The 24,383-nt window shown below is 58.5% G+C and carries 30 protein-coding genes, 1 tRNA gene and 2 pseudogenes; 11 read left to right on the top strand and 22 right to left on the bottom strand.

The genetic code is table 11. The features are described from left to right. The first annotated feature begins 5 nt into the window (after positions 1-5). On the top strand, positions 6-827 hold the full coding sequence (gene bhcR, locus JQK88_RS30715) for an HTH-type transcriptional regulator BhcR (protein WP_192252388.1): 822 nt from the start codon (positions 6-8) through the stop codon (positions 825-827). Here the strand turns inward: bhcR and JQK88_RS30710 are convergent, their stop codons facing one another. Beyond that, the gene (locus JQK88_RS30710) at positions 828-1,184 is read right to left on the bottom strand and encodes a hypothetical protein (RefSeq protein ID WP_192252385.1); all 357 of its coding nucleotides are present in this window, start codon (positions 1,182-1,184) and stop codon (positions 828-830) included. It abuts the gene before it with no gap. 88 nt (positions 1,185-1,272) lie between these two features. On the opposite strand from JQK88_RS30710, the gene JQK88_RS30705 reads away from it, so the two are divergent. Together JQK88_RS30705 and JQK88_RS30700 are read left to right on the top strand one after the other, a co-directional pair. Next, a complete protein-coding gene (locus JQK88_RS30705) occupies positions 1,273-1,728 on the top strand; it encodes a hypothetical protein (RefSeq protein WP_246501586.1) in 456 nt (151 codons plus the stop codon). A gap of 154 nt (positions 1,729-1,882) precedes the next feature. Next, a pseudogene (locus JQK88_RS30700) lies at positions 1,883-2,958 on the top strand (IS630 family transposase); the annotation flags it as partial. Between the two features lies 1 nt (position 2,959). Here JQK88_RS30700 and JQK88_RS30695 read toward each other — a convergent pair. The 3 genes from JQK88_RS30695 to JQK88_RS30685 all read right to left on the bottom strand — a co-directional run bounded on the left by JQK88_RS30695 (position 2,960) and on the right by JQK88_RS30685 (position 4,944). Then, positions 2,960-3,925, bottom strand: coding sequence for a GNAT family N-acetyltransferase (locus JQK88_RS30695; RefSeq protein ID WP_192254869.1), 966 nt, complete (start codon positions 3,923-3,925; stop codon positions 2,960-2,962). A 269-nt stretch (positions 3,926-4,194) separates the two neighbouring features. After that, entirely contained in the window at positions 4,195-4,503 is a 309-nt protein-coding gene (locus JQK88_RS30690) for a BA14K family protein (protein ID WP_203280424.1), read from the bottom strand. 273 nt (positions 4,504-4,776) lie between these two features. Continuing rightward, entirely contained in the window at positions 4,777-4,944 is a 168-nt protein-coding gene (locus JQK88_RS30685; protein WP_112567179.1) for a hypothetical protein, read from the bottom strand. Positions 4,945-5,102: 158 nt separating this feature from the next. On the opposite strand from JQK88_RS30685, the gene JQK88_RS30680 reads away from it, so the two are divergent. The 3 genes from JQK88_RS30680 to JQK88_RS30670 all read left to right on the top strand — a co-directional run bounded on the left by JQK88_RS30680 (position 5,103) and on the right by JQK88_RS30670 (position 7,196). Then, positions 5,103-5,178: transfer RNA gene (locus JQK88_RS30680), tRNA-Thr, on the top strand. Positions 5,179-5,405: 227 nt separating this feature from the next. Continuing rightward, positions 5,406-5,789 carry a hypothetical protein gene (locus JQK88_RS30675; protein ID WP_203280423.1) on the top strand — a complete coding sequence of 128 codons (384 nt, stop codon included), beginning with the start codon at positions 5,406-5,408 and terminating at the stop codon, positions 5,787-5,789. 960 nt (positions 5,790-6,749) lie between these two features. Next, a complete protein-coding gene (locus JQK88_RS30670) occupies positions 6,750-7,196 on the top strand; it encodes a Ros/MucR family transcriptional regulator (RefSeq protein ID WP_203280422.1) in 447 nt (148 codons plus the stop codon). 353 nt (positions 7,197-7,549) lie between these two features. Here JQK88_RS30670 and JQK88_RS30665 read toward each other — a convergent pair whose 3' ends face one another. The 3 genes from JQK88_RS30665 to JQK88_RS30655 all read right to left on the bottom strand — a co-directional run bounded on the left by JQK88_RS30665 (position 7,550) and on the right by JQK88_RS30655 (position 8,932). Next, on the bottom strand, positions 7,550-7,849 hold the full coding sequence (locus tag JQK88_RS30665) for a hypothetical protein (protein ID WP_203280421.1): 300 nt from the start codon (positions 7,847-7,849) through the stop codon (positions 7,550-7,552). Between the two features lie 82 nt (positions 7,850-7,931). Then, positions 7,932-8,321 (bottom strand): hypothetical protein, encoded by a 390-nt coding sequence (locus tag JQK88_RS30660; protein ID WP_203280420.1) that lies wholly within the window; start codon positions 8,319-8,321, stop codon positions 7,932-7,934. Further along, positions 8,321-8,932: a Panacea domain-containing protein gene (locus JQK88_RS30655; RefSeq protein ID WP_203280419.1), complete on the bottom strand. Its 612-nt coding sequence runs from the start codon at positions 8,930-8,932 to the stop codon at positions 8,321-8,323. The genes JQK88_RS30660 and JQK88_RS30655 overlap by 1 nt, the downstream gene beginning before the upstream one ends. A gap of 159 nt (positions 8,933-9,091) precedes the next feature. Here JQK88_RS30655 and JQK88_RS30650 point away from each other — a divergent pair, with 159 nt between their 5' ends. After that, on the top strand, positions 9,092-9,406 hold the full coding sequence (locus JQK88_RS30650) for a hypothetical protein (RefSeq protein WP_203280418.1): 315 nt from the start codon (positions 9,092-9,094) through the stop codon (positions 9,404-9,406). A gap of 357 nt (positions 9,407-9,763) precedes the next feature. Continuing rightward, on the top strand, positions 9,764-9,973 hold the full coding sequence (locus tag JQK88_RS30645) for a Flp family type IVb pilin (RefSeq protein ID WP_203280417.1): 210 nt from the start codon (positions 9,764-9,766) through the stop codon (positions 9,971-9,973). A gap of 499 nt (positions 9,974-10,472) precedes the next feature. Here JQK88_RS30645 and JQK88_RS30640 read toward each other — a convergent pair whose 3' ends face one another. The 4 genes from JQK88_RS30640 to JQK88_RS30625 are packed head-to-tail and all read right to left on the bottom strand — an operon-like array spanning position 10,473 to position 13,301. Further along, complete coding sequence (locus JQK88_RS30640) at positions 10,473-11,789, bottom strand: hypothetical protein (protein WP_203280416.1); 1,317 nt, start codon at positions 11,787-11,789, stop codon at positions 10,473-10,475. A gap of 3 nt (positions 11,790-11,792) precedes the next feature. Next, entirely contained in the window at positions 11,793-12,203 is a 411-nt protein-coding gene (locus JQK88_RS30635) for a putative Ig domain-containing protein (protein WP_203280415.1), read from the bottom strand. A gap of 2 nt (positions 12,204-12,205) precedes the next feature. Beyond that, positions 12,206-13,081, bottom strand: coding sequence for a hypothetical protein (locus JQK88_RS30630; RefSeq protein ID WP_203280414.1), 876 nt, complete (start codon positions 13,079-13,081; stop codon positions 12,206-12,208). Then, positions 13,071-13,301 carry a hypothetical protein gene (locus tag JQK88_RS30625; RefSeq protein ID WP_203280413.1) on the bottom strand — a complete coding sequence of 77 codons (231 nt, stop codon included), beginning with the start codon at positions 13,299-13,301 and terminating at the stop codon, positions 13,071-13,073. The genes JQK88_RS30630 and JQK88_RS30625 overlap by 11 nt, the downstream gene beginning before the upstream one ends. A gap of 69 nt (positions 13,302-13,370) precedes the next feature. Here JQK88_RS30625 and JQK88_RS30620 point away from each other — a divergent pair, with 69 nt between their 5' ends. Beyond that, a complete protein-coding gene (locus JQK88_RS30620; RefSeq protein WP_203280428.1) occupies positions 13,371-13,757 on the top strand; it encodes a hypothetical protein in 387 nt (128 codons plus the stop codon). A 90-nt stretch (positions 13,758-13,847) separates the two neighbouring features. Here the strand turns inward: JQK88_RS30620 and JQK88_RS30615 are convergent, their stop codons facing one another. Together JQK88_RS30615 and JQK88_RS30610 are read right to left on the bottom strand one after the other, a co-directional pair. Beyond that, a complete protein-coding gene (locus JQK88_RS30615; RefSeq protein ID WP_203280412.1) occupies positions 13,848-14,756 on the bottom strand; it encodes a hypothetical protein in 909 nt (302 codons plus the stop codon). A gap of 594 nt (positions 14,757-15,350) precedes the next feature. Continuing rightward, complete coding sequence (locus JQK88_RS30610) at positions 15,351-15,728, bottom strand: hypothetical protein (protein ID WP_203280411.1); 378 nt, start codon at positions 15,726-15,728, stop codon at positions 15,351-15,353. Between the two features lie 517 nt (positions 15,729-16,245). Here JQK88_RS30610 and JQK88_RS30605 point away from each other — a divergent pair. Further along, entirely contained in the window at positions 16,246-16,437 is a 192-nt protein-coding gene (locus JQK88_RS30605) for a hypothetical protein (protein ID WP_203280410.1), read from the top strand. 10 nt (positions 16,438-16,447) lie between these two features. Here JQK88_RS30605 and JQK88_RS30600 read toward each other — a convergent pair whose 3' ends face one another. From JQK88_RS30600 to JQK88_RS30565, 8 genes are all read right to left on the bottom strand, one after another. Beyond that, on the bottom strand, positions 16,448-16,951 hold the full coding sequence (locus JQK88_RS30600; RefSeq protein ID WP_203280409.1) for an HK97 family phage prohead protease: 504 nt from the start codon (positions 16,949-16,951) through the stop codon (positions 16,448-16,450). Between the two features lie 167 nt (positions 16,952-17,118). Then, the gene (locus tag JQK88_RS30595) at positions 17,119-17,721 is read right to left on the bottom strand and encodes a hypothetical protein (protein ID WP_203280408.1); all 603 of its coding nucleotides are present in this window, start codon (positions 17,719-17,721) and stop codon (positions 17,119-17,121) included. Between the two features lies 1 nt (position 17,722). Further along, positions 17,723-18,121: a hypothetical protein gene (locus JQK88_RS30590; RefSeq protein WP_203280407.1), complete on the bottom strand. Its 399-nt coding sequence runs from the start codon at positions 18,119-18,121 to the stop codon at positions 17,723-17,725. A 386-nt stretch (positions 18,122-18,507) separates the two neighbouring features. Next, entirely contained in the window at positions 18,508-19,392 is an 885-nt protein-coding gene (locus JQK88_RS30585) for a hypothetical protein (RefSeq protein WP_203280406.1), read from the bottom strand. Between the two features lie 341 nt (positions 19,393-19,733). After that, positions 19,734-19,943 carry a hypothetical protein gene (locus JQK88_RS30580; protein ID WP_203280405.1) on the bottom strand — a complete coding sequence of 70 codons (210 nt, stop codon included), beginning with the start codon at positions 19,941-19,943 and terminating at the stop codon, positions 19,734-19,736. 165 nt (positions 19,944-20,108) lie between these two features. Continuing rightward, a complete protein-coding gene (locus tag JQK88_RS30575; RefSeq protein WP_203280404.1) occupies positions 20,109-21,443 on the bottom strand; it encodes an AAA family ATPase in 1,335 nt (444 codons plus the stop codon). Then, entirely contained in the window at positions 21,427-21,684 is a 258-nt protein-coding gene (locus JQK88_RS30570) for a hypothetical protein (RefSeq protein WP_203280403.1), read from the bottom strand. Before JQK88_RS30570 ends, JQK88_RS30575 begins: the two co-directional genes overlap by 17 nt. A gap of 63 nt (positions 21,685-21,747) precedes the next feature. Continuing rightward, positions 21,748-21,954: an excisionase family DNA-binding protein gene (locus tag JQK88_RS30565; RefSeq protein ID WP_203280402.1), complete on the bottom strand. Its 207-nt coding sequence runs from the start codon at positions 21,952-21,954 to the stop codon at positions 21,748-21,750. A 275-nt stretch (positions 21,955-22,229) separates the two neighbouring features. On the opposite strand from JQK88_RS30565, the gene JQK88_RS30560 reads away from it, so the two are divergent. Beyond that, a complete protein-coding gene (locus JQK88_RS30560; RefSeq protein ID WP_203280401.1) occupies positions 22,230-23,363 on the top strand; it encodes a tyrosine-type recombinase/integrase in 1,134 nt (377 codons plus the stop codon). Between the two features lie 166 nt (positions 23,364-23,529). Here JQK88_RS30560 and JQK88_RS30555 read toward each other — a convergent pair. Continuing rightward, positions 23,530-24,109: pseudogene (locus JQK88_RS30555) on the bottom strand (integrase core domain-containing protein); the annotation flags it as partial. Positions 24,110-24,383 lie beyond the last annotated feature (274 nt).

Below are 24,383 nucleotides of genomic sequence, written 5' to 3'. Positions count from 1 at the left end.
CCGCCATGGAAACCAGCGAAAAACGCCAGCGCGGCCGTCCCCGCGCCTTTCACGGACCCTCCGAGGCCGGTTCGGTGCAGTCGCTCGACCGCGCCTTGCGCATCCTGGCCATTGTTGCAGAAGGCAGCGGCCTGTCGCTGAGCGAAATATCGGCGCGCAGCGAGCTCGCCGCCTCCACCGCCTACCGCATGCTGACGACGTTGCAGAACCACGGCATGGTCGAGTTCGATACATCGGACCAGCTATGGTCGATTGGCGTCGAGACCTACCGCATGGGCGCGGCCTTCCTGCGCCGGCGCAAGCTGGTCGACCGCGCCCGCGTCGTCATGCAGGAATTGATGGAAAAGACCGGTGAAACCGCCAATCTCGGCGTCGCCGAGGACGATTGCGTCGTTTTCGTCAGCCAGGTCGAGACCCATCAGGCGATCCGCGCTTTCTTCCGGCCGGGCACGCGCAGCTCCTTCCATGCCTCGGGCATCGGCAAGGCGGTGCTGGCGCAGCTCGAGCCGGAACGCGTCGCGACCATCCTGCGCAAGTCGGGCCTGCAGCGCTTCACCGACAAGACGCTGTCGGATATCTCGGCGCTCGCCCACGATCTGGCTGTCATCAAGCATCGCGGCTGGTCGGTCGACGACGAGGAGCGCCATCCCGGCATGCGCTGCGTGGCCGCCGCCATCTTCAACGAATTCGGCGAGCCGATCGGCGGTGTTTCGGTCTCCGGCCCGACGGTGCGGGTGACGCCGGAGCGGCTGGGCGAGATCGGGCCGCTGGTGCGCGACGCGGCCGCGGAGGTGACGAAGATGATCGGCGGCGTCAGGCTGACCTGACTAAGCCCCGACCAGCGCGCTCCTCGCCGATACCTCGAAGACATCGAGCAGAATCGCCAGCCCGACGCCGCAGGCGGTCAGGATGATGCCGGCCATGAAGATGCGGTTGGCGCGTTCGTAGATTGGCCGGCGGAGCGAATCCAGGTCGAGCAGCAACGACAGCGCCCGCATCTGCAGGGCGATGCCAACCAGGATCGGCACCACGGCAAGCAAATGATGGAGTTGCCACGGTATCGGGTTGGCCGCCCAATGGGTGACGAAGCCCAGCGAGAACGCCAGCAGGATGCCGACGGTGGTGACCGTGCCATTGCGGAAAACCGGCTCGATCAGGTCTTCCTTCGGGTTCTGCTCGTCCAAACCACCCTCCCCTCAATTGGCGCTCGGGTGGCAGACTAGACTTTCGCAAAATCGCTGTACATCGCCGACCACATGGACGTTGCCCGTCTTGCCGCGGCTTTCGCAAGCATGCAAAAAGGCGAGCATGCGGAAAACGGTCCAGCTTTTGCTCTTCGCTTCGCTTTACGGTTGCGTGGCGACGACACCGCCGCGACCTGAACCCGCCGCGAGCCAGCGCGCCGATCCCATTGCGGTCTCGCTCGCCCTGGAGGAGACCATCACCATTGGCGTGCGCCAGCACTTGAAAAACCCGGTGGCAGCGACGTTCGGACCCATACTGGCCGGCGAGCGCACGGTGAACGGCCGCAAAGAGATCGTGGTATGCGGCTCTGTCGATGACAGGAACGCTGCCGGCGGCTCTGCTGACTACGAGCCTTTCCTTGGCAGGATTTACCCGGATGCCGACAACAGCTTCGAACTCGCCGTGATGGGCAACACGCAGCAAGGGGCGATTGCGGATGCCTGCCGCGCGGCAGGGTTACCGATCGACACGCAGAAATCCTAGAGCAATTCCAGGAAAAGTGTGATCGGTTTTCCCGGGAAAAGCGCGAAGCGCTTTCCCCTGGGAATTGCGCAAAAACAAAGAGCTAGTGGTCTGCGCCTGACGGAAGAGTCCGATCTGGGATTCCTCTTGGCCAGCGTGCATGCGAGGCCGTGGCATGCGCACTGGCATTTCCATCACTCTTACCCCCTCCGACCGGCAGCGCCTTGAGGCTGTCGCCAGCAACCGGAACACGGCTCAGAAACGCGTCTGGGGGCAGTTATCGTGCTGCTGAGCGCCGATGGCGTCTGCATCACCGAGATCATGCGCCGGACCGGCACCTCTAAGACCTGCGTCTGGCGCTGGCAGGAGCGCTTCATGCAGGAAGGTGTCGACGGCCTGCTGCGCGACAAGACTCGCCCCTCCCGGATCAAGCCGCTTGGCCCTGATATTGGCCGAGCGGGTAGTCAACCTGACGCTTTCTGACCCACCGGTCGAGGCAACACACTGGACTGCCGCCATGATGGCTAGGGAGAGTGGCATCAGGGCCAGTGCCGTACGGCGCATCTGGCGAGCCCATGGTCTCCAGCCGCATCGCTATCGCCAGTTCAAGCTCTCTAACGATCCCAAGTTTGGCGAGAAGCTCAGAGACGTGGTCGGGCTCTACGTCGATCCACCCGCTCATGTGCCATCGTTCTCTCTGCTGATGAGAAGAGCCAGATCCAGGCGCTCGACCGCACCCAACCCGGACTGCCGCTCAAGAAGGGCCGCCTCGGGACCATGACGCACGACTACAAGCGCCATGGCATCACCACGCTGTTTGCCGCCCTGAACGTGCTCGATGGCACCGTCATTGGGCGCAACATGCAGCGTCACCGGCATCAGGAGTTCATCCGCTTCCTGAACACCATTGAAGCCCAGGTGCTAGTGGATAAAGCCGTGCACGTCATCCTCGACAACTATGCGGCTCACAAGCACTCGAAGGTCCGGGCCTGGCTCGACCGCCACAAGCGCTTCACCTTCCACTTTATCCCGACATCCTGCTCGTGGCTCAATGCCGTTGAAGGCTTCTTCGCCAAGCTGACCCGCCAGCGGCTCAAGCGCGGCGTCTTCCGTTCGGTGGTCGATCTTCAGGAGGCCATCAACCGGTACGTCGCTGAAACCAATGCGCGTCCCAAGCCTTTCACCTGGACGGCTGATCCGGATGAAATCATCGCTGCCGTTAGGCGTGGGCACCAAGCGTTAGATTCCATCCCTAGCGCCAGTCGTCGAGCACGAAGACGCCGGCGCGACTGTAACCCGGCTCATTGGGCCTGTGCATCGTGACCCCTTGGATTTCGGTTCGAAAGCCACGCCCGACCAAGTGCCGGTACGCCTCGTGGCGGGCCATGTTCACCCCGGCCAGCAGCTTGGGCATCCCCTCCGCTACGGCAAGCGCCTCGCAGGCATGCAGCAAGCTGTCGAAGGTCTCGCCAGCCGCCGATCCTGGGCGCACGGTCCCGAACTTGATGAAGCAAGCACCGTCGCCTGCTTCGCTGCGCGGCCCATGATGGCAGACGGCAAAACCGTCCAAGCCCGCACCCGCCGTATCGCCGAGCAGGACCGTCTCCCCAAGCTCCTGCGCCTCTACGGCCTGGATTTCCGCCCCCAGGTCGAGCCCGTCGTAAAGGGCGCCGGTCAGGTCACGGCAGGACTTCAGGCATTCCACTCTCTGCTCCTCTGTCAGATCGGAATACCGCGACCAGCGCACCGGCTCGGTCTGGTCGTGACGGACCGGCGCCGACATGATGGCCGTGAGGAAACGAGCCCAGTAGCCGTACTTCTGGTACAGGCCCACGTGCTTGGCGCTCTGGGCGAAGGTGAACAGGCCTGCATGCCGCGTGCCCCATTCATCGAAGCTCGCCGTGACGGCCTCGACGAGCCGCGCGCCGATGCCCTGGTCCCAAAGGTCGGGGCGGATCGTCAACGGTCCGAAGAAGCCGACGCTGCCCCAGCGGGTTGCGAAGTTGGAGCCCACCAGTTCACCGCCCACTTCCGCGGCGAAGGCGGCGACGTAGGGCGCCTGCCAGCGGCCGCGTACGTAGTCGCGGTCGGACCAGAACGTCTCTGGTTCGGGTGCTCCCAAGAAGTTGCCAAAGGCCAGCCGGAAAATTCTTTCGGCTTCCGGCAGATCGGTCTCGGCTAGCGCGCGGATGGCTACGCTCGGTGCAGCCGTTCCCATATCGCCCTCCCTGGTTCGCTAAGGTATGCAGCGCCCGATGCGCTGCCCAAAGGGCGCTGCGGTCGGGCCGAATTCTACTCTTCTCCAGAGGGATAGTCACGTCGCATGGGAGATGTCGGCCACCGGATCGGTGCTCTGGCGTTTGGTACCATCCGTCAGGCTTCTGCCACTAGAGCGGTTCGCCGTTTCCGTGAAACGGTGAACCGCTCTTGCGTGAACAATGAAAAAGGGGCTGTGGAGCCCCTTCTTCATTGCCTGAAACCGACCTGTTAGAGGTGGCAATAGTGGCGGTAGCCGTCATAGCCGACATAGGTGTCCGAATACGGATCGTAGCTGGCGTAGCGGTTGGCGCAGCGGCGGACGTGCCAGGAACCACCCTCGTCGTCGACATAGACGGTACGCGGCTGCTGGTTGAGCAGGCTGCCGAGGACGAAGCCGCCAACGCCGGCGGCGATGCCGATGCCGATTTCGCGGTTGTGGTGATGGCTGTGGGCGGCCGAGGGCTGGACGGTGCCGACCAGCGACGTGGCGGCGACGGTGCTGGCCATAAGGGCAGAAGCGATTTTGCGCGTGAACATGATGATCTCCTTGTTTCGTTGCTAGAGGCGATCCATCCGCCTCTTGATCATCTGTCGTTGCGGTGAGGAAAAAGGTTCGACGGGTTTTTGATTTTTTTCTCGAGCCGGCAAAAACCTGCTGAGGCAAGGATCTCGTCGCTCGGCGGATCTTAGCGCCACATCGAAAGGTTCGAGGGTTTTGCGATTAATGAGTAGGCAGTAGGGATTAGGTTGGATCCTGCCCTAGCTCCTTGAGCCCCTACTCACTACTGACTATTCCCTACTCACTCTCTGTCACCCCATTCCCGTGACATGCCGCAGCCAGAACGCCATCGCTATAAAACCGACGATGGTGGCGATACCGGTCCAGTCGATGTTGGCGCTCTTCACGTCCTTGATGAGCTTGACCAAGAGAAACCAGGCGATGACGACGAGCGGGAGAATGATGACAAGTCTGATCATGCGAGCCCCCTAACCAGGCGATTGCACCTCAACGATATGTAGGAAAGGAATTGGCGGTTTTCAGCATGGCGGCGCCAGCCGGCCCGGCGGGTCCATTAGCAATCGAAAACGGAGTTTTGTCTTTACTGGCGCACCAAATATGCTAACCGGAGCGCCGTGCCCTTGTAGCTCAGCTGGTAGAGCAGCGGTTTTGTAAACCGAAGGTCGGCGGTTCGATTCCGTCCGGGGGCACCAGAAAAATATCAATTAACTCAATAGTTTGCTTGCCGACGACGTTGCCCGGCCGGGCAAAATCGTGTTGCAATGCGTTGCACTAAGAACGGCAGATTCCCGCGCTTTGGCAACCGTTACCAGAGAGTCCGTGCAACATAGGTGCAACACGACCCAATCAAACCGAGCGCCGCGGTGGTAGGCCCGGATCTACCTACCACCAATAGGTGCGCCTTTAGGAGAGAACGACATTGGAAAGCTACGCGATCGAGAAAGAACTTTCGCCTAATACCGAACAGCCGGTGTGGGCGCTCTATCATGTTCGCGAAGATGGTACCCGCGGGCTTGTGAACAGATTTCTGGGTGAGGAACAGGCGCTGTATATGCAAACCCACTGGATGGGTGTTCTGCAGGAGAGGAAGCGGTACCGGACCGACCCTGTTTACCGACGTGAGCGCGATGCTGCAGACGCGCGCGAAGCAGCCAGGCAACGGCGGGGCGCACTCGCTGGAAAGATCGGCTTGGCCGTCGTCATCTCGGCAATAGTCGGGCTTCTAGTTTGGGCCGGGGGACAGGGAGGTAGCCGCGGTCAATACGACGACGACGACGGCTGTTCGGTATATTGGCGCTGTTAACGTCCGACGGAACATTCAAGCGATTCCCTCAGGCACAATGTTGGGCGCCCCCGTTCTTGCCGCCGTCACGCCTTCACAAACAAGAAGCCCGCGCGAGGCGGGCTTCTTGTCTCGACCGCGGTGCCTTACCCCGCAGTCCGCTTGTCGCCGGGGCACATACCCGTCTGATGCAACAAGCACTCGTAGCACGGCGCGCTACCCGGTATAACGTCCACCAGGCTATCGCCTGATATCATGCGATCGCGGCACGGATCCACCTGCATAAATGAGCGCACGCCGTATATCTCTAAGCCCTTGCGCGTTCTGGTCCGCCCCATAACTAGCGACGGTAAGATTTGGTCTTTGTGTGAGACGCACTGGCCTAGCTTGAAACGCCAGCTGTCGGCGGGTGGCCCACTGAGCGGTTCCAAGGTTTCTAAAGCGACACTCGAATCAACGATTCCCGATTCCATGTTCATGATGTTTCCCCAAACCGTGCTGATTTGCACGGTGATGAGAATGAATCGATTCCAAGTAATCGTCAAGTACGTCCTTCCAGCTAGGCGTTCTCGCATTTTTTGTCAAGCAAACAAGGCGTTTACACAACTTCCCGCCTAAGGCGAAAGCGCCTTAAGTGTCAACATATAGTAGGCGAAAACGCCTAGAAGTATTTCGGGGAATCCATATGGACTCCACTGTTATTTTGTGGAATCCATATGCATCTGATACAGTGCTGCGTCCATGAAGCACGACCATACCTTCGATGAGCCAAGGCTTTAGCGCCCCGCAGAGATTGGCGCGACACAGTCAGCGCCCTTGCCATTGAACTCGGCGGCAAGCTGGCTACCGGCATTGCTATCGGCATTGGCATCGCCGTCGGTCGCGCGCTGGCGGGCTGAAGGTCATCGAGAGCGGGCCAGGCGTGCGGTTGCGCAGATAAAGCCGGTCCATTAGACAGGTCTCATCAAAGGGGACCAACACATGACCGACGAACATAACCACGCGGCCGAATTAGCCGAGCTGACGGCGGAAGTCGTTTCTGCCTACGTTAGCAACAACCCCCTGCCGGCGGCCAACTTGCCGGACCTGATTGCGTCAATTCACGCGTCGTTGTCGGGGGTAAGCGGAGGATTTGCACCGCCTGCCGAGCCTCAGGAACCTGCAGTCAATCCCAAGCGATCGGTGCACGCGGATCACATCGTCTGCATCGAGGATGGCAAAAAGTTCAAATCACTCCGGCGCCATTTGATGACCGAGCACGGCATGACGCCCGAAGCCTATCGAACAAAATGGGATCTGCCGGCCAGCTATCCCATGACGGCGCCGAGTTACTCCGAAAAGCGATCGGAATTGGCAAAGGCTGCAGGGCTCGGGAAAACACCAGTTTCGAAAGAGAAGGCGCCTTCAAAACGCAAGGCGAAGGCTTAGCGGATTATATCGCCTTGGCGGTAGCGCTCTACATCGCCGCCGTCACCGCTGCGATGCTCACCAGCGCGGTCTGACGCTACCGGCAGCGCGACATGATCGGTATGGCGGCTTGCCTTGGCCGCGCTCGGTGCCTACGTGCTGCTTCGCTAGCGGACACGGTGTAGGTTGTGGCCGGCGTTTCTCACCTTTTTTGCTGCTTCCATCGTTCATATTGATAAGACCGATCATATTAGCAAAGGTGTATATATTAAGCAGCCGGACGGTCGCCCTGTCCAAGGCCCCTGCCGGTCAGGCCCAGCGGCCTTTCGCTGCCAGTCCCCTCTAGCACGCAACCATGGCGCTGGGCCGCCGTCCTAAGCTTCCGGCTTGGTGCTTTCGAACGTCGGCTTCCACTCGCGATTGCGAGCCCTGTTAAGGCCCTCATAATCGGGAATGCAGGTGAAGAACACCGGCCGGCGATCGCGGCCTGCGGCCTTGCAATCAGCGCAGCCGAAGAGCCGGACCAGATCCCAATGCATGGAACCATGATCCGGCCCGAGCCTCTCGATCAGCGCCTGGATGTCGAGCTTGGTCGATTTGCAGCACATCGGATGCCCGCAGTTGACGTAGACGGATTCGTTTTCGGCCAGGGTATCGGCGAGGGTGTGGGGCATTTGGCGATCTCCGTTTCAAGGGGTTCGCCGCAACGGGAGGATTATATTCCTGACATCGATGTGAAAGGCAAGGCGAGCCTGCTTAGGTCGAAAGAGATTCCAGCAACGCGATCAGCGCTGCTTTGTCGGCATCAATCATAGCGGTAATGCGACGCGCGAATGGCAGGAATTCCGCCGCCACATCCTTCGGCAACACGCATATCCGTTTCGAGCGGAGCCGTGCAAGTTTTGCGGAGCTCTTTCGATGCACGGTCGGGCAGTCGAAGACGGTCTGTCCCGTCCGAGACTCGCCGAGTTCAGGTATTCGCTTGCAGTCGATTGCAAACTGGTCGCGAAAGCCCGCGCCTTCTGAGTTGAGATAGATGAAGCTATGGAGATCGCCGTCAGCTTGGACGCAAATGCACAAGTGAAATTTCATTTTCCCCGCGGCGCCGCTCTCAAAGAGCACGATGTCGCCAGGGTTATAAGCCATCAGTCGAGCGTCGACATCTCGCTGAGCTGACGAGCCCGCTCAAAGTTCGGCGCATCGAAAAGCATACCCAAACTCATCGGAAATTGTTTGCGGTCTTCTGACTCCTCCCAAGCATCTACGTACGCGGGGTCCTCATGGGTGAGCTTTCTAACCTGCGAAAATGAAAGGCTCCTAATCGTACCCACCGCAGCTTCAATGGCTGCCTTATCGCTGGGAGAAAGGACCCCATCAATCCACGCAACATCGGCGACGCTGTGATAGTATCTCTTGCCATTGTCTCCGGCCGTAGACCTCCAAGGCAGCCCATCGAGGCGATACCGGTTTACCGTGGCTTCGTCATCTTTAAGGAGGTTGTACGCAGTGCTTGGCACTGGGCCATGCTCCATTGCGACGTACTTATCGGATGAGATGAGGCGACCAAATTCGTTGAGGTGGGCGCGGTCTGCCAAGAAGATGCTTTTCACGACATCGTATTGCGTGAACTTTGCACCCATGTTCTCGGCGACATGGATGGCGTAGGCGACGGCCGCTATAACCCTGTCTACGTTTGGCTTGAGCTGCACAACCTCAGCTTTTTGCCTATTCATTGGCCTACCCAGCGATGCCCCCATTGCGGTTCCTGTAGCAGAGTCGATGCTCCAAGAATATGGCATTTATACCGCCGACACGTTTACAAAGCCACAAAACGCCTGGCGCGACAGTGAGAAATGCGCTCGCGCGTACATTAGCAACCTCTTGACTAAGGCCCCCGTCGCTCCAGAATCCTCGACATGGCTCGGGGTAATTTCAAAGTTGGCGATGAGGTCGCGATCACCGCGACGATACGGAAGCGCGTGACGGAAGACAGGGTTAGCGTGCTGATCCCGTCATATCACCAACCGCATTCGATTGTGGACACGTCACCAAACGTGAACAGCGGGCAGAAGATCGAGCTTATCGGTGACGTCACCCACATTGACCCGGATGCGAGAACGGTCACCATCAACTTGGGCGTCCCCGTCACCGTGAAAGCCGACTCGGTGAGGCTGGTGACGTCCTATGTCCCGCCGAGGCGGAAGGCACCGCTGCTCGACAAACCGACATAGCAGGCTCACCAGCGCGCGTCCCGGCCGCTGTCCTTACCCTGTGTAATGCAGGGTCGTGGCTGTTCCTTTCAGAGTTTGAGATTAGAGTCCGCTAAATAACGGGATATATCTGGCGCTTAGGGCACCTAAGCATTGGTCGCATCACGATTGCGCCCGATGGTTAAGCCACGAATTTATTATTGATTGGCAATGACTTAGCTGTACAAAATGGAACAGCCCAAGCATCCAAAGGTTAACCATTGATTAAACGATAGTTGACTTATCCGGGTTTTGAGGAAGAGGATCCCATCGGGACCGGGGGATGAGCACCTAGAGGGGCACCTCTGTCCGGGTAAATGGGTAATCAGGGGTTCCAAAATGACTAAGCTTCTAAAGCAATTCCGCGACGACGAATCCGGCGCGGCGATGGTTGAATACTCCATCCTTATCGGCATCATCGCGGTCGCCGCGATCATGACGGTCATCGCGATCGGCATGTGGGTGAACGCCAGGTTCACGGGTCTCTGCGCTGCCATGGAGGCCAGTTCTGTCGGCTCATGCGATGCCGCCGCCGGCACCGGCACCTGAACCATCAAACAAGCGCGCCGCCGTCGATTTTAACCCGATCCGCGCGCAATGACCGGAAGTTCGTTCACCTAAAGCTTCGGTGACCTTGCTTTCGGCAAGGGGGTCGGCGTTCATCGCGCCGGCCCTTTTGGCAGACGAATGATATCGCAGACTACGTGCTGGTCGCACTCAGCCCCCGTTGCATGGCCCGCCGCCGCTCTGCGCCAACATTTACCCGTATTTTAGCAATTGCTTGAATTTCCCCTGAAGCGGGATCATGATGCAGTGGGTTTGAGTGGGGTAAGGGTAGAGCGTCATGGAATTAGCAAGCTGTTATGACCAAAGCGCAAGCATCGTTGCGTCGTCTGCCTTCCTGAGCGTGACGGCCGTTTTCATGATTTTGGCCTCTTTTGCCGCGGCACGGCTGATGGCAATGTCAGGCACGGGATTTGTCGAGCGGCTTCAGACCGCTTAAAATCCCTGCGCCAGCAAGCTTGGGCCTTGGAACGGCAATCGCCGGTTAGGTCAGCGTTACTTTCGGATCGATGTAGAACGTTGACGACGCCTTGGCCGCTTTGACCCTGAGCAGCACCCATCCCTTCTGCTGAGGCGTGAAGGTCACCACAAGCTTGAAGCTGGTGCTAGAGCCGCCCCATGTCCCGGAGCCTGCATCCTGACCGGCCCCCGCGGCTATGACATTCGCCTTACTGTCGTTGACGAACGAGGCAAGCGGCGACGAGGCATCGCCGAGGTATTCGGCCTCGACCCAAATCTCGTCGTTGTTAGGAACGGCCCCACCGCCCCAGATGCCTTCGATCGCAGCCGTCACGGCAGAGCCGGTTATGTCGTTCCAGATAGCGATCGGAGGGGTTTCGAAGGGCAGCGTCCAAAAAGCGTTAGCGGTCGTGACGATCTTCCAAGCCAGGGGTGTCGTTCCGTCCGATGCACCGCCGGTGTGGACGATGGTTGTTTCCTCAGTCAGCGTGCCCGAGTAGCGGATGCGGCCCTGGTTATAGTTGACGCCGCTGGCGCCTGATCTGACATAGTCGATTTCTGCGGCGCCTTGGTTTGAAGGTGTCGCGGCTAGCGTCACGGACGCATTGAGCTTGCAGTCGGTGAAAGAATAGATCGCTGTGGGGCCTGTTCCCGCACCAACAATGGTTTTGCCAGACCCGGCAGCACTCAAGTCAACCCCACGAACTTCAATCACCTGGGCGTCGGCGTTGCCTCCATTGACGAAAAGCGTCGTGGGGATCGTGCCAAGCAGCGCCGACGGCGTATTGGACCACGTGATCCTGCCCACGGTATTGACCGCCTGCCCGGTAGCGGCGAACGACAGCGTGGTGTTCTCCAAGGCCGTGTAACATGAGTCCAGAGAACCAACCCTTATTCGGCTTGATGCCCCGGTCGAGGCGATGCGCAGCGAGCAGTTTTTCATTGCTATGATCTGGTTGTTGCCGTTTCCCACATTGAGCGTGGCTGTGCTGCTTGAGCCAGTGCCCGTGGTGAAAATCACGCCATCGATATACGCACCGCTGCTCGCCAGGCTCATGGTACTTGCGCCAGACGAGTTCACCGCAGCCGTGGCGCGTAGATCCGCAGCGACAGGCGGGACCGACCCGGAATGATTGACGCAGATCGTCTTGCTGGGGTTTGCCGCTGTTCCGGGGAACGTCAGGGTCAGCCCCGCAGTCGTTTCAGAATGATCCTCGGAAACATAGAAGATATCGCCGGCCGCTTTGCCCGAGAGCGCAGCGGCAAGCGTGGTGTAGGCGTTGGTCCAATCGGCGCCTGTGCCGGCACCAGCGGCACCTGAGCGAACATAATATGCGGTCATTGACTATGCCTCATTGATGTAGGTTCCTGGCACCATCGACTGGCGCGGGCCATTGCTGTTCACGTAGGCGCCTAGAGTCATTGCCTGACGGGTAGCGCCTGACACGGAGACGGTAATCGTAAAGGATGGCAGATCAGCCGTTGCGGTCACGCCGTCGGTCACGCGCACCGAAAGGCTGGCGTAGGTTCCGGGCGTAGTTGGCGTCCCTGAAACCACACCGGTTGATGAGTTGATGGAGATGCCAGTCGGCCAGCTGCCAACCAGCGAATAGGTATAAGGCAGCGTGCCGGCGGTAGCGGTGACCGTGAAGCCGGCATAGGCGATATCTTCGGTGGCAGTTGTGATCGGCGTTCCAGACAGGGAGAGCGATCGTAACCCGCCGACACGAATACCGCTCGAAAATCCCGGCAGCATGGCTATACCTTCATGTCGTTGGCAGAGAAGACATAGAAGTTTGATGTCGTGACACACAGGATGTTGAGCAAATCCACCGATGCCGCCGCCGTGGTCAGGACCGGCTCCGTGCCGCCTGGAAACTTGTACTGATTGCCATATGCAAGTGTCCGTGTGCCGGCCCCGTCTTGCGTGATGATGATCGTCCGCCATGTTCCTGGCTGGCCGTTGGTCGGGTTGTCGAGCGTGCGGTTGCCGCCGATTGTCAGCGAGCGATTGATGCCGGCATCCCAATCAAGCGAGATGTTTGCACCATCGGTCAGCGCCACTAATGCCGATGCGCTTTCGATCAGGTCTGAGGTCAGCACCTTGTCGCTGGCGGCGGCACGCACATTGGCGTCACTGGCCTTTGCCATGCCGTCCTTCAGCAATTTGCCGGTTGTGCCGTTATACTGCGCAAAAGCGCTGTCCGTAGCCGAGGCCGGGCCGACAACGTCACCTACTACGCCGCCGCCTCCTGACGCCGCGATCACCGCGCCGTCAAGGCTGTTTGTTGTCCCGTCCGTCTTGAAGATCCCAATCTTTCCCGCTGCCACGCTGATCGTTGTCGATCCCTTCGTGACGGTGATCGAGTCGGACGCGTCGGTATTGTGGACGAGGAACAACGCGCGCTTGACGCCGGGAATTGTCAGGCTGCGCGTCGCCGAAAGACCGCTGGGAACGAACGTCTTTGCGGATCGGAACTGCGCCGCCGTCAGAGTGACATCGCCACCCGAAAAATCGACGGTGTAGATATCCTCTTCAACGTTGGCGAGTTGCGTCAGACCATCATTCGAGGTCTGCCATTGGCCATCCGCCTGGCCATCAGCGATGAGGCTAAGGCCGAGATCATTTGCCATGGTCGGCGGCCTCCAAATAAAGATCAGCTAGCACTTTGGCGAGATTCAGAATGTCCCTTTGGTCAAAGCCCATTGCCCGGCAGCGCGACTGAAACATCATAAATTCGAGAGTAATTGAAAAGAACGGGCTTGGCCTTTTGCCGCCCTCGTCGTGATCGCTTGCGATCATCGGATGGGCGCGGCTTATCGTTCGCGCCGCGGCGGGTTGGTGGTGGTTCATCGTGGGATTCCTGTGTGAAAAGGTCCGGGTAGGATTGCTGATTGGGCCGGCGTGCCCATAGTCGCCGTTATGGTCGCGGGGCATGTCGAATTGGCGTTGTTTGAGCAGACGCTCGCCAATCCAGACGGTATGAATCAGCCGTTTCGTGATCGGGTGGCTGACGCCGCGGAAAAAACCGACGGATCGGTTCTATTCGACGTTCGCGTTGACGGTGACGTAGACGTTCAGAGGATGGCGGCGATCGGGTACGGCACGACCGGCACTGCCATAGTCGTGATGGACAAAAACGGGCAGCTTAGGTGTGCGTCAGTAGATAGCGACACGTCCGCTTTGGTGGAAGAGCTTGCCGGGTGGTACGGGTCACCGCTTAGCGAGCAAGCCCACGTTGACTATCACAGCACAGCCATAACCTTGCTCGCGAAGCTTCGTAGCTCGGGGCACTTCGCCCGTTTCTAGCCGACTTGGTGGTATCCCTTAAAAGAAAAGGCCGCCATGGGCGGCCGGGTTGTGCAGTTGAGGTGGGCCTTTGTTGGCACTTCGGCAGCCCTATGCCATGGCTTTAACCGGCTCATTCACCAAGTCGTCTAACATATCCTCTCGTTTCACGCGCAACTCCTTCAGGGCTGCCAAGTATTTTGTGTTATTCACCCCAATTACAAGAGACGATGTAGTGGCTCCCGTTTCTTTGTCCAATTGGGAAAAATGGCTGACTGTGAATCTTTGATTTGGCAATGAGCTAATAATTTGGACTTTCGATTCACGCCTAGTCGTCGTTGATACAATAAAGTGACCCTTCTTGCCATCAACATCCAAATCAACACCATATTGGGCCGCAAAGCGTTGCAGCAGGTCGATGGGAGTTTTTGCTCCGGCTATATCAACTCTTGCTGGGTATATACGCCATGACTGATGGACGTTCATTATGAAGCCGTCTCGTTGACCAGCAACCACACAAATAAAATCCCTAAGTGGCCACTTAGTCCGGAATAGTCTTTGAAAAACAGAAATCATTGCGGGCTCGCCAGGCTTTCGGCTTGGTCCGAAATGCTGTTCGACATCCGGTCTTTTAATAGTTGTTTCGATTACGTCTCTCTCAAGGGGGAAATGTTTTCCGTATATCTCGGCAATGTTGTTGATAGTTTTAACTTCATAGAGATCTGACGGCAAATCACCCCTAAGAGCCAACCGATGTAGGGCAGCCTGAGTGTCGACCGGCGGGAGTAGCCGATCAGATTCGTCGTCCAAAAAGGCTGTTATTTTTTCCAATGCCTCGGGACTATCGTCCTCACTCGCGAGCCCAAGATGGGCGCGCACTTCTTGAAATACGCGAGCCATTACGTCCTTCTCACCCTCTGGGCTGGGGGATGGAGCATCAGCGTAGTCCATCGAAAGCGCAGCACGCGCCAAAAGTCCGGCCGCCTGTTTCGCGTCATAATGCTTTAAGGCTTCAATCATGGTCGCACCAATCCGGATAGATCAATTATGTCGAACTCATGCCGCTTCAAGTCAACGATGCGGTACTCAGGTCCGTAGCCGGCACGTTCCCGGCGACTAACCTCTTCGATACGACTAGCCGCTATTCCTGCCTTTGGGATTATGTAAAGAACAGGCTTCCATATTCTCCACGAACGCGCCCTCACGCTAGCCACAATTTCGTCGTGCTGGTCTCGTGTTAGATCACCGTCGGCGAGCCACCCCTTGGCAAGGCGGCAAAATGTCTTCCTGTGATCCCGGATGATGCGGCTGTGCTCTTCTTGGGCTTTTGATTCATGCAGTAGGTCTTCGTAAATCTTGCGAGGATTGGAACTAGGTGCGATCAGAGCGCCAGATGACCCAGCGGGCGCGTCTCTCTCGCTATCAAAAAATTCTGACACCCACGCGAAATAGTTTCCGCTCCGATACTTTTCAGCGACTTCCGCCGCGAACCAAGGGTTCGCTGAATATAATACCGGTCCAGTCATTAAGAATTTTGCGCCCGCTTAAAGTCCCCACCGCACGTAACATACGAGCAATTAACTGGCTAGCCATCCCCGACAGTAGTAAATCGGCCTAGCCGCAATATTCCGGCTGCTCGCCCTTCAACAGCAGCCCATGCCGCTTGAGGTATTCGGCCTCTGTCTCATCGTCCAAGAACGGTGACGCTAGCTCAGCGCCGAACCGACGCTCACCAGCATAGGGCAGTGCATACCGCCACCAATTGGAAGGGCGTGTGCCGGCAGGATTTGACTTAAGCCACGCCGCTATGGCGCGCTCGCCATCCTGGCGCCAGCAATCCTCCAGCTCTTTCTCTGTGGCGAAGTATTGAAAGCCCAGCCAATCATCGTGGCTTGGGTCTGGCTCGGGAGGGAGATCCCCGTCGCAGGCCCAAATAATCCAAGCATCGGAAACGGTCTGCTTTCGCTTCGATTTGCGGAATTTTCTTGGCATTAATAGCCCCTATTGTCGGCCAAAGCGGGCGGTCTTGGCGCTTCTTTGCCGTCGACGTCGCCCAAGCAAAGCTCTCGTAGCAACCGTGCGTAGGCCAGCCTTGAATCCCTCTCGATCGCAACGCAGGGATGGGCGCGCGGGCATCCGAACCGGTCAATAAATACGACGCCCTCTACGGCAAGCCGTAGCCGCGCTTGCTCTCCGCGGTCCAACGCCTCGCATGCCAACACAAGTAAGTTCATGTCGTGGTCTTCTAGATCGAAGTCCTCGACTACAGATCGGAACCACTTGCGTGCCGCTGCGGACAAATGCGCAGGCGGCTTTTTTGCCTTTTCGGCCATCGTTTCACCTATTGAAATATGAAATGAACCGGGGAGTCGCTTGCGCGTGTAATTGGCCCGGAGCGGTCAGTGGCGAGTCGACCTCAGAGATCGAGATACCCCCCGGTGGCAAATGTGATTTTGCGATCAGTGCCAGGCGGGTTACGCTGCGTCATTAACGAAGAGGATGGAAGACGATGAAAACTCTCCTCGCAATAGCCGCCGCACTTGGCCTGTCAGTATCCGCCGCCTCCGCGGATTGCCCCGCGCATTCGAAGGTACAGGCGTCGGCGCCTGTCGACACGCAGACAAAGACCGCGAGCGTCGACAAGACCGATATGTCCACATCGGCAGAGATCAAGAAGGAAGTTCCGCCAAAGACCGAATAGCTGCGCGCTATCAGATCCCGCGCAGGCGATGCATCGTCTCGACCTTGCGACGCAGGGCGCTTGACGCGTTGTGTGCCTTACGGACGCTCGCATCCGTTGTTTCATATGCCGGGAACGCCGTGAGTGTGATCTCGTAGAGATCAATCTCTGTGACGGTACGAAGAGGCAGTCGATCTCCACCGTCTTGCCATTCCTCCGCCAAGAACAGCCCAGCGAAAGAGCAGCCTTTCACGTCCTGCCGACTAACTGTACCAAGCGCCTCCTGCCCGGAGGGCGTTGAGGTGTCGACGTCCAGGCTGAACCATAGACCTATGCGATCCTCTCGGAGCGTCAGCGTCCCAGAACTTGTTCGACCCAAGACGCGGCCGGTGTCGTGCCCGATAAGCGCAACAATGTCGTTGCGCTTGAGCGATTCCGTGAACGCTCCAGGCGATATCCGCTCCCGGAAGGATTGGCCGATTGTCGTAATATCCCCAAAGCGCACGGCATAACCGCTGATGACATTATCGGCCAACCTTCGCCTCCGCTGCCTTCAGTTTCGCCTCACGCTTGCCGAGAGTAGACTTCGCACGAAGCTCCGCAGCTATGTCCTTAGGGTCGGTGGAGTCATAGCGGAGTCTACCGTCTGGCATTGTGATTTTTCGCGACCGGACGGGCCTGGCGCGTGACGTGTCTGCACGTTCAAGCATAGTAACCGGCCTCCCGCACGTCGTTCAGGAAGCGCGGAATATGGCCGTCGCGAGGATCGCCGAGCCAGCCCAACGTTAGAGGGCCGAGAGCGGACCAGGCGATATCTTCTGCCTCGAACATGTTGCGCAGATCGTCATAGTCACGCCGCGCGGCCTGAACGGCTTCTAGTGCCTTGGCTACCGCAGAAACGCGTCTGCCGTACTCTGGGCGAACGGCATCATAGACGATCCTGCTGGCTTTCCCGCGCTCGGTTAGGATTCGCTCGCGAAGCACCTCTAGTGCACTGTCGATGTTGGCCACTTCGCGATGAATTTCCGCGACACGCTTGAAGTTGTGCGACTTCGAATCTTCGTCGTCGCCTAGCAGGTTCGCGATAGCGGGCCGCAGCGCGGTGGAGGTGTCGAGGGCAATCTCTTTCTCCAACTTACGTCGCTCTGCTTGAAGTTTGTCCCGGGCGACGTTGAGTGCCAGCCGCTTTGCGATTAGCGCTGCGTAGGCCGGAGACGAATCCTCGAGCGAAGGCATGACGAAAGGAGCTGGAGATTCCAGCGGGGCGTCCGGCTTGGTAGGTTCTGATTTCTTCAAAAGGCCCATGTCATGCTCCTGCGAAAAGGTCACGGACGGCATCGGCAAAGGCCGCACCATTAATTACGGTCGATCGACGGTGGCCGGTACTCTGCCAATTTGAAGCCAGTGCGCCAGGCTCAACGAAACGGCTGATCGCGCCGTCAGGCTGATGTACGTCGATCTCCGGCCAAGACGAGACCACTTCGATGCGAACGCGTCGCACGTCGCTCGATCCCTCCGCTGCCAAGTCTGCGAGCGCATCGAGATAGTTGCCGGCAGAGTACTGCAGGCTTGCTGGTAGAGACTCGATCGGCGTGCCGGCTGGCGTTAGATCGCGGACGTTCGCAACAGTCTCGGAGACCGAACGCAACGGCACGTCGACGGCGCTGCCGATAAGCAGATCCACAACGTTGCCGATGTCGAGCACTGGGGATCTCGCTGGGGCGCCAGGCGGGAGACGTCCGGCATCGGTGAGCGCTCGCGCGACCGCGCGGACTCGGGGTTTGTCGAAGCCAAGACGCGCAGCGAGCACGTTCACGGCCTCCGATGTGGAAGGCATGATGTGTTTTCCTATTTTCGAAAGTGGCAAGTTCACGCGCAAAAAGGGGTACGGCCTTCGCCAAGCCGAAGCTTAAGACGAAGGCCGCGTTTCCGGCGCTGTCGGAAATTGAATGGTCCCGCCTGCGGAACTGCCGCAATGACGGGTTGCGCACGACGATGACGAGGCGTCGGGCGCAAATGGAAAGGGGCGCCGGAGCGCCCCAAATCACTGTTCTCATACATATACGCTACAGCGCGCCACGATATGGCACGTCAGGCGGCGATATATATCTTTCCGCTGTTATCATTCACCGCAACCAGCATCTTGGCGGTATCGAGCAAGGCACGCTTAGCTGCGCGGTCTGCATACTGCGGGCCGTGGCCCAGTCGAACGCCAAGGGACTTTAACGAACCGCCGGCCGCCACTTCGTCCAGCACCTCGCCAGCCTCGCCCTTGGGCTTCTCAGGAGCGTCCCAAACGCCAACGGCGCCTGAGTTGGCACCCTGTTTCGGACGCGAGATACCGCCAAAAAAGTGAGCACCCTTTGCCGTAGCGGTCGGATACTTGGTGACAGGTGGCGCTGTGTCCATCAGTCGAGCTAGCTCTGCGCGAGCATCCTCGACGCCTGGAAGCGGATCATAGAACGTACCGTTGCCGCCTGCACCAGTAGGCAAGCATGCCGCGCGTTCCAGACCAACCGCATCACCGGGAAGCGGTATTGCGGGCCGCAGCTTCAAATAGCTTGCCGGATTTCGCTTGTTCTTCCCGTTGCCTCTTATGTCGTCCTTCGGCTTGAGCTTCTTGCCTGCCTTTGTCTGTCCCCACTCTCTAAGTGCGCCGCGATAGAAGCTGAGGGTGCCCAGGTATTGCCACTCGTCGCCACGGTAGCCCTTGCCGGCCACTCGCCTGTAGCCTTTTCCCACATGCAGCACGCCGTCACGCACATAGGTGCGGAAAGCATCACTGGCAGATCGCATCAACTCGCCAACAGTCGGGCGTATTTCGCGATCAATTTCGTGGGGATTTTCGAGTACGGCAGGCTTCATGTTCACAAGAGCACGGGCGACAGCCTGGACGGAGTCGGGGTTGTTTTTCCTAAGCCAGTTCAACAGCGGAAGAGTTCCGCGGTACCGAGTGTTGTCATTGTCGGTTTTCATGGGTGGTCATCCCAATTCGAGAAACCGGCCAGGCCGGGCAGTCCGCTTACGCAATGCGCGGGGCGGTAGAAAAATCTTGGTGCAACGCAACATTTTTGTTGCGCCGCACCTTCCGTTAAGTAATTCTAATATTCATACGAAATCGGCGGGGGCGCCCTGGTAGCCAGGGCTGTTCCTAGTGAAGAGTCTTGGCTACCTACGCCGCATCGTCCTCGCTGGTTCTCATTCGCCGGCCTCAAGTCAGGCCGGATCTTCCATAGTGCCGCCCACGAAATCCGGCGAACTTGCACCGTCTCGCCATTGGTCTCTACGGTTCTTGCTGCAGCCACTGGCGCCTCCCATCATTCGTCTACCCGCCGCACTGTCGGAAAAGAGCTGGTGTATAGTTGGCCGTCGTCGCCTTCCGTGATCACGACGAACTGCCCTTCGGAGTATGATCCTTCATGGACTACGCCGACGACCTGGCACGGAAACCAGTTGGTCTTGCCGCCCATCTGCTTAACGGGGTACTCGGCTTCGAAAGGGGTGATGGAAATTACGTTGGTGGTCATGTGTTGCTTTCATGTGTGTTCTCCTCGTTTCTTTGTTCTGGTGCGTTGAAGTGCCCGCCGGATTCCACCGGCGGCAGGTGCTTCCACCGCCAGCGGGGTATAAGGGGTGGTGGTGGCTAGGCTGGTGGTAGGGCGGTGGTAGCCCGGTGGAAGGCTACGGTGGAATCATGTCCCTCCGTAATCTTCAGAGGCCAGGATGAGCCGCTTTCGTTGCCGTGAAGGCGGCCCGTCCTTTACGATTCTAATTGCATCGGACTCCAGAAGCCGTTGCATCGCATCGGCGAACTGTCGCTTTGAAACGCCATTGGCGTCCGCGTGTTTTGCCATCTTCGCTGGCGCATAGTTTGTGCCGGTCACATCGGAAAGGGTCTGGCCGGTTCGATTGAATGTCGACAGCAATTTCTTGAAGGTCTCGTCGGCCCGCTTGCTCAGCACACCGGCAATTATCGATGGCTTGCCGTCGTCCAACACAAACACGCCCTCGTGCCAGCACACTCGTATCTCTCCACCCTTCTTGCCGTAGTTGGCTTTCATGGTGGTGAGAACGCGGGCGTTTGGGTCGACGCCGTCACCAGTCGCCGCGGTTAGGTATAGCCTCGAGCGAACGCTGTTACTCCAGGCGGTGCTGCCCGAGGATCCTGTGCCAGTCTGCATGCCCGCGACCGAAGGGTGTGAGAGCAACAGCACCGCCATATCCAATTCGATCGCCTGCTTGCGGAGCAGACCGATGAACTGGCGGACATGATTGCGCTTAATTTCGTCGCCGCCAAACAAGTCTGCAGAAGTGTCCAGCACCAAAAAGCCTGGGCGGAACTCGTTTAGGCTAGCCACCAGATTCAGCATGTTGTCGGTTGGCTGCATCACGCCTGCCTTATCCGGAACGGCAAGCAAGGCGTCTCGGCCAGCCATCGGCACAAGTCGGAAGTCAGCCAAGTCCGAGAAACCACGCTGCAGGCCGTGTGTGATATCTGCTAGGCGCCGATGAAACTCGTCCGCCTCGTCTTCTGCGCCCAAATACATGACGCGACCAGCCAGAGGCTGCAGGCCTAAAGTCTCGCAGCCTAGCGCGCTGGCTGACGCAATCTGTAACGCTAGCAAGGACTTTCCGACGCCACCATCACCGTTCAGGATAGTCACCTGGCGACGCGGTATCAGCCCGTCCAGAAACCATTCGCGAGCGGGCACGGGCAAGCCGTGCCAGTCGGCTGGGTTGATCAGTGGGAGATTGTCATTTGCAGCCACCTTTATGGTGGCACGATGGCTGCCCCCAGCCTGCGACGACGCATGAAAATTCTCAGGCGCCACCGTCTCATGCTCAGCGTGTTCGACCGTGGTTTGGACCCCATTGCGCCATCGCGTGTCGAACCGCAGGCTTCTTATCGCGCTGGGATATTGAAAAACACATACGCCGCCTTCCGGGTCGATACGGATTGTCCCGCCACCCCGCTTGTCGACCAATGCCGTGGCGAGGTCGATGTCGATTTCAAGTGGTGCGGTCATGCGGCGAGGGCTCCGTGAGCGCGGCAAGAGCAGCGCGGGCGATTTCGGCAACAAGAGGTTGGGAGAAAGTCACGACACGGCTGCCCATCGCATTGGGGGCGAACACCGCGTAACCGCCATCGCCGCGTCTGGAGAGTTTCAGATTGAAAACCCGAAGGTCCTCATTGATCTCAACATCGACGCGCGCGATAGCGTTGCCGAGACCGCCAGGCGGCTCGGGTCGGCAGGCAATGATTTTCAAGGAGTGGGTTCCGTTTCTGGAGTTTTTACGCGGTTGGGTCCGCGGGAGGTTTTTATAGGTGGGCTAAGCCGCCCTCGCCTCTTGTTGTGCAATCCAGTTCGCCAGCGTGCTCTTCCTGGCGCACACGGTTTCACCCAGCCGAAAATGCGGCAGGCCGCCTTTTGAGACTAGGTGATAAATGGCGCGACGCGGAAAGCCCAAGTGCTTGGCGATGGCGTCGGCGCCGCGCAGGATGTCTGTTGCGAGCGGCGTGTTGTCGTTTGCTGTCATGAAATTCCCCGTTGTAACCGGCCCATAGGGCGCGGAAATCCACACGCGCCAAGACGCGCGTTCAAACTGATTGTGAAGTGGGGTTAGGGCCGCCATTCGCTTAGGCGGGATACGCTCAGTCGCCGCACCAAGCACGGTCGTAAGGCACATATAAGAATCTCACCAAATTTGAGCAAGTGTTACAAAAAAAATAGTGCGTTGCGGCGTGTTGCAAATCATTCCGCGTTACACGAAAACCGATGGTCATATACCGTGAACTTGCAACGGAGACGAACATGGCCACGATTCGAAAGCGCGAACTCCCTTCCGGAAAGATTGTTTGGCAGGCCGATTATCGCGACGGCGGCGGCAAGCGAAGGCACAAGCAATTTTCGAAGAAGGGCGACGCAGATGCATTCCTACTGACTGCCCGCGGCCAGGTACGTGCCGGCACGCACGTGGCGGATAGCGCAAGCATCACCGTCGACAAAGCCGCAAAGCTCTGGCTAGCGCAGGCTGAGAAGAATGGCAGGGAGCGCGCAACGGTAGCGCGGTACAAATCGACCTACGAGTTGTACGTAAAACCAAGATTCGGCGCCACGAAGCTGGCCGCTCTGTCCGCCCCTGCGATCCAGACTTTCATAGACGACCTTACGGGAACTATGTCCGCGTCGTCCCTGGCGAAGGTTCATGGAGCCCTCACCTCTATCTTCAAACACGCGGTGTCTCGTGGTCACGCCGCCGTCAATCCCGCTCGCGACATTCAGATGCCATCGGCAACGCGTGATAAGCGCCGGCCAGAAATGCCAACCAAGGATGAGCTGCGCGCCATCCTAAAGCACACGGCGGCACGATGGATCCCATTCATTCGGATTGCTATACTGACAGGAATGCGCGCCAGCGAACTCCGCGGCCTCCAGTGGCGCGACGTCGCTATCGAGTCCGGCGTGATTCATGTTCGGCGCCGTGTCGATCGCTACAATGAATTCGGACCGCCCAAGTCTGACGCTGGTACGCGCGATATACCGATCTCGGATAGTACCGTCGCCATGCTCAAGGCATGGCGCAAAGAGTGCCCCAAAGGCGAGCACGACCTAGTGTTCCCGAATGGAGAGGGTAACATCGAAGGCCACGCTAATCTTCTGCACCGCGTCTTTTGGCCGGCTCAGATAGCGGCAGGCGTCACGGTTTCAACAGGCGTAAAGGACGAAGACGGAAAGCCTATCCTCGATGCGAAATACTCCCTGCATGCCTTACGCCACGCTGCAGCGGCGCTGTTCATCGAACAGGGTTTTCCGCCAAAGAAGGTGCAGTCGCTCATGGGGCATGCATCGCTTGCGATGACTTACGATGTGTACGGCTATCTGTTCAAAACTGAAGACGACGACCGTGCAAAAATCGCCGAAATGGAAACCGCCCTACTCGGCTGATTCCGCCCGTTAACATGGACTCCATGCAACACAGATGTAACACGGAAGCTAATAGCTTAATATAATCAATGCGCAAAAGCGGTTTTGTAAACCGAAGGTCGGCGGTTCGATTCCGTCCGGGGGCACCAGCCTTCGCTCGGTCCATTCTGGACACATAGGTTACGGTTTATATCGGAGACATGGGTAACACTTTTGGCCCGAAGGGGTTTTGGAGTGGTTCGGAGCCTACATGTCTCGTCATCGAAGTATCCCAAATCATAATCCATGAAGCTGGCCAGCCAGATGTGGTCCTCGACCTGTTTGATGCCGACGGTCTGGCCGGCGAAGACGATACTGAGGTTGATCTTCTTGCGATTGTAGCAGATGCGGCCGCAGGTGGTGACGATGACGGCCTTGTCGTGAAACGGATAATCGAGGTCAGGCAGGCCAGTATAGCGGCGCGGTGACGGCTGATAGCGGTCTGCTGGACAGTCCATACCGAGCGCCTGGTGCGGCCGCTCCTTGTTGAAGCAGTCGATGAAGTCGTCGAACTTGGCCTGCTGCTGAAGAAAGTTGGCGGCTGCCGGTTTGGTGGTCTCCTTCTTCAGGGTGAGGTGCATACGCTCATGGCGCCCGTTCTGCTGCGGGCAGCCCGGCTTGATGCGCTCGATGTCGATGCCCAGGCGCAGCCACCAGACCGACAGCTTGCTGAGGTTGAACAGTGCATTGGGGCTTGCGAAAGGAACCCCATTGTCGGTGCGGGTGGCAGGCCACCCAAAGCTCGTTAGAGGAATGAAGTGTCCTCCGAAGCCTTGGCGAAGGAGGACTGCCGACGGTTCTTTTTCGGCGGCTGGCGTCACCGACATCAGGCCAACTCGTAACCGTCGGACCTTCTAGGAGAACGTCGCAGCCTGAATGGCTGCCGTATCGTGCCGAGCGTACAGCGAAGAAAACAGGCACGCCAATCAGCAGCAGTATTGCCCAATGCCACATTCGCCCGTCCCCCTACCACAACCTGCATTGCTTATAATACACCCTAAG

It is taken from the genome of Mesorhizobium caraganae, from assembly GCF_016836705.1.
GTDB lineage: Bacteria > Pseudomonadota > Alphaproteobacteria > Rhizobiales > Rhizobiaceae > Mesorhizobium > Mesorhizobium caraganae.
Note: the sequence above shows the minus strand (reverse complement) of the source record. Positions and strands in the feature narration are given on the sequence as shown.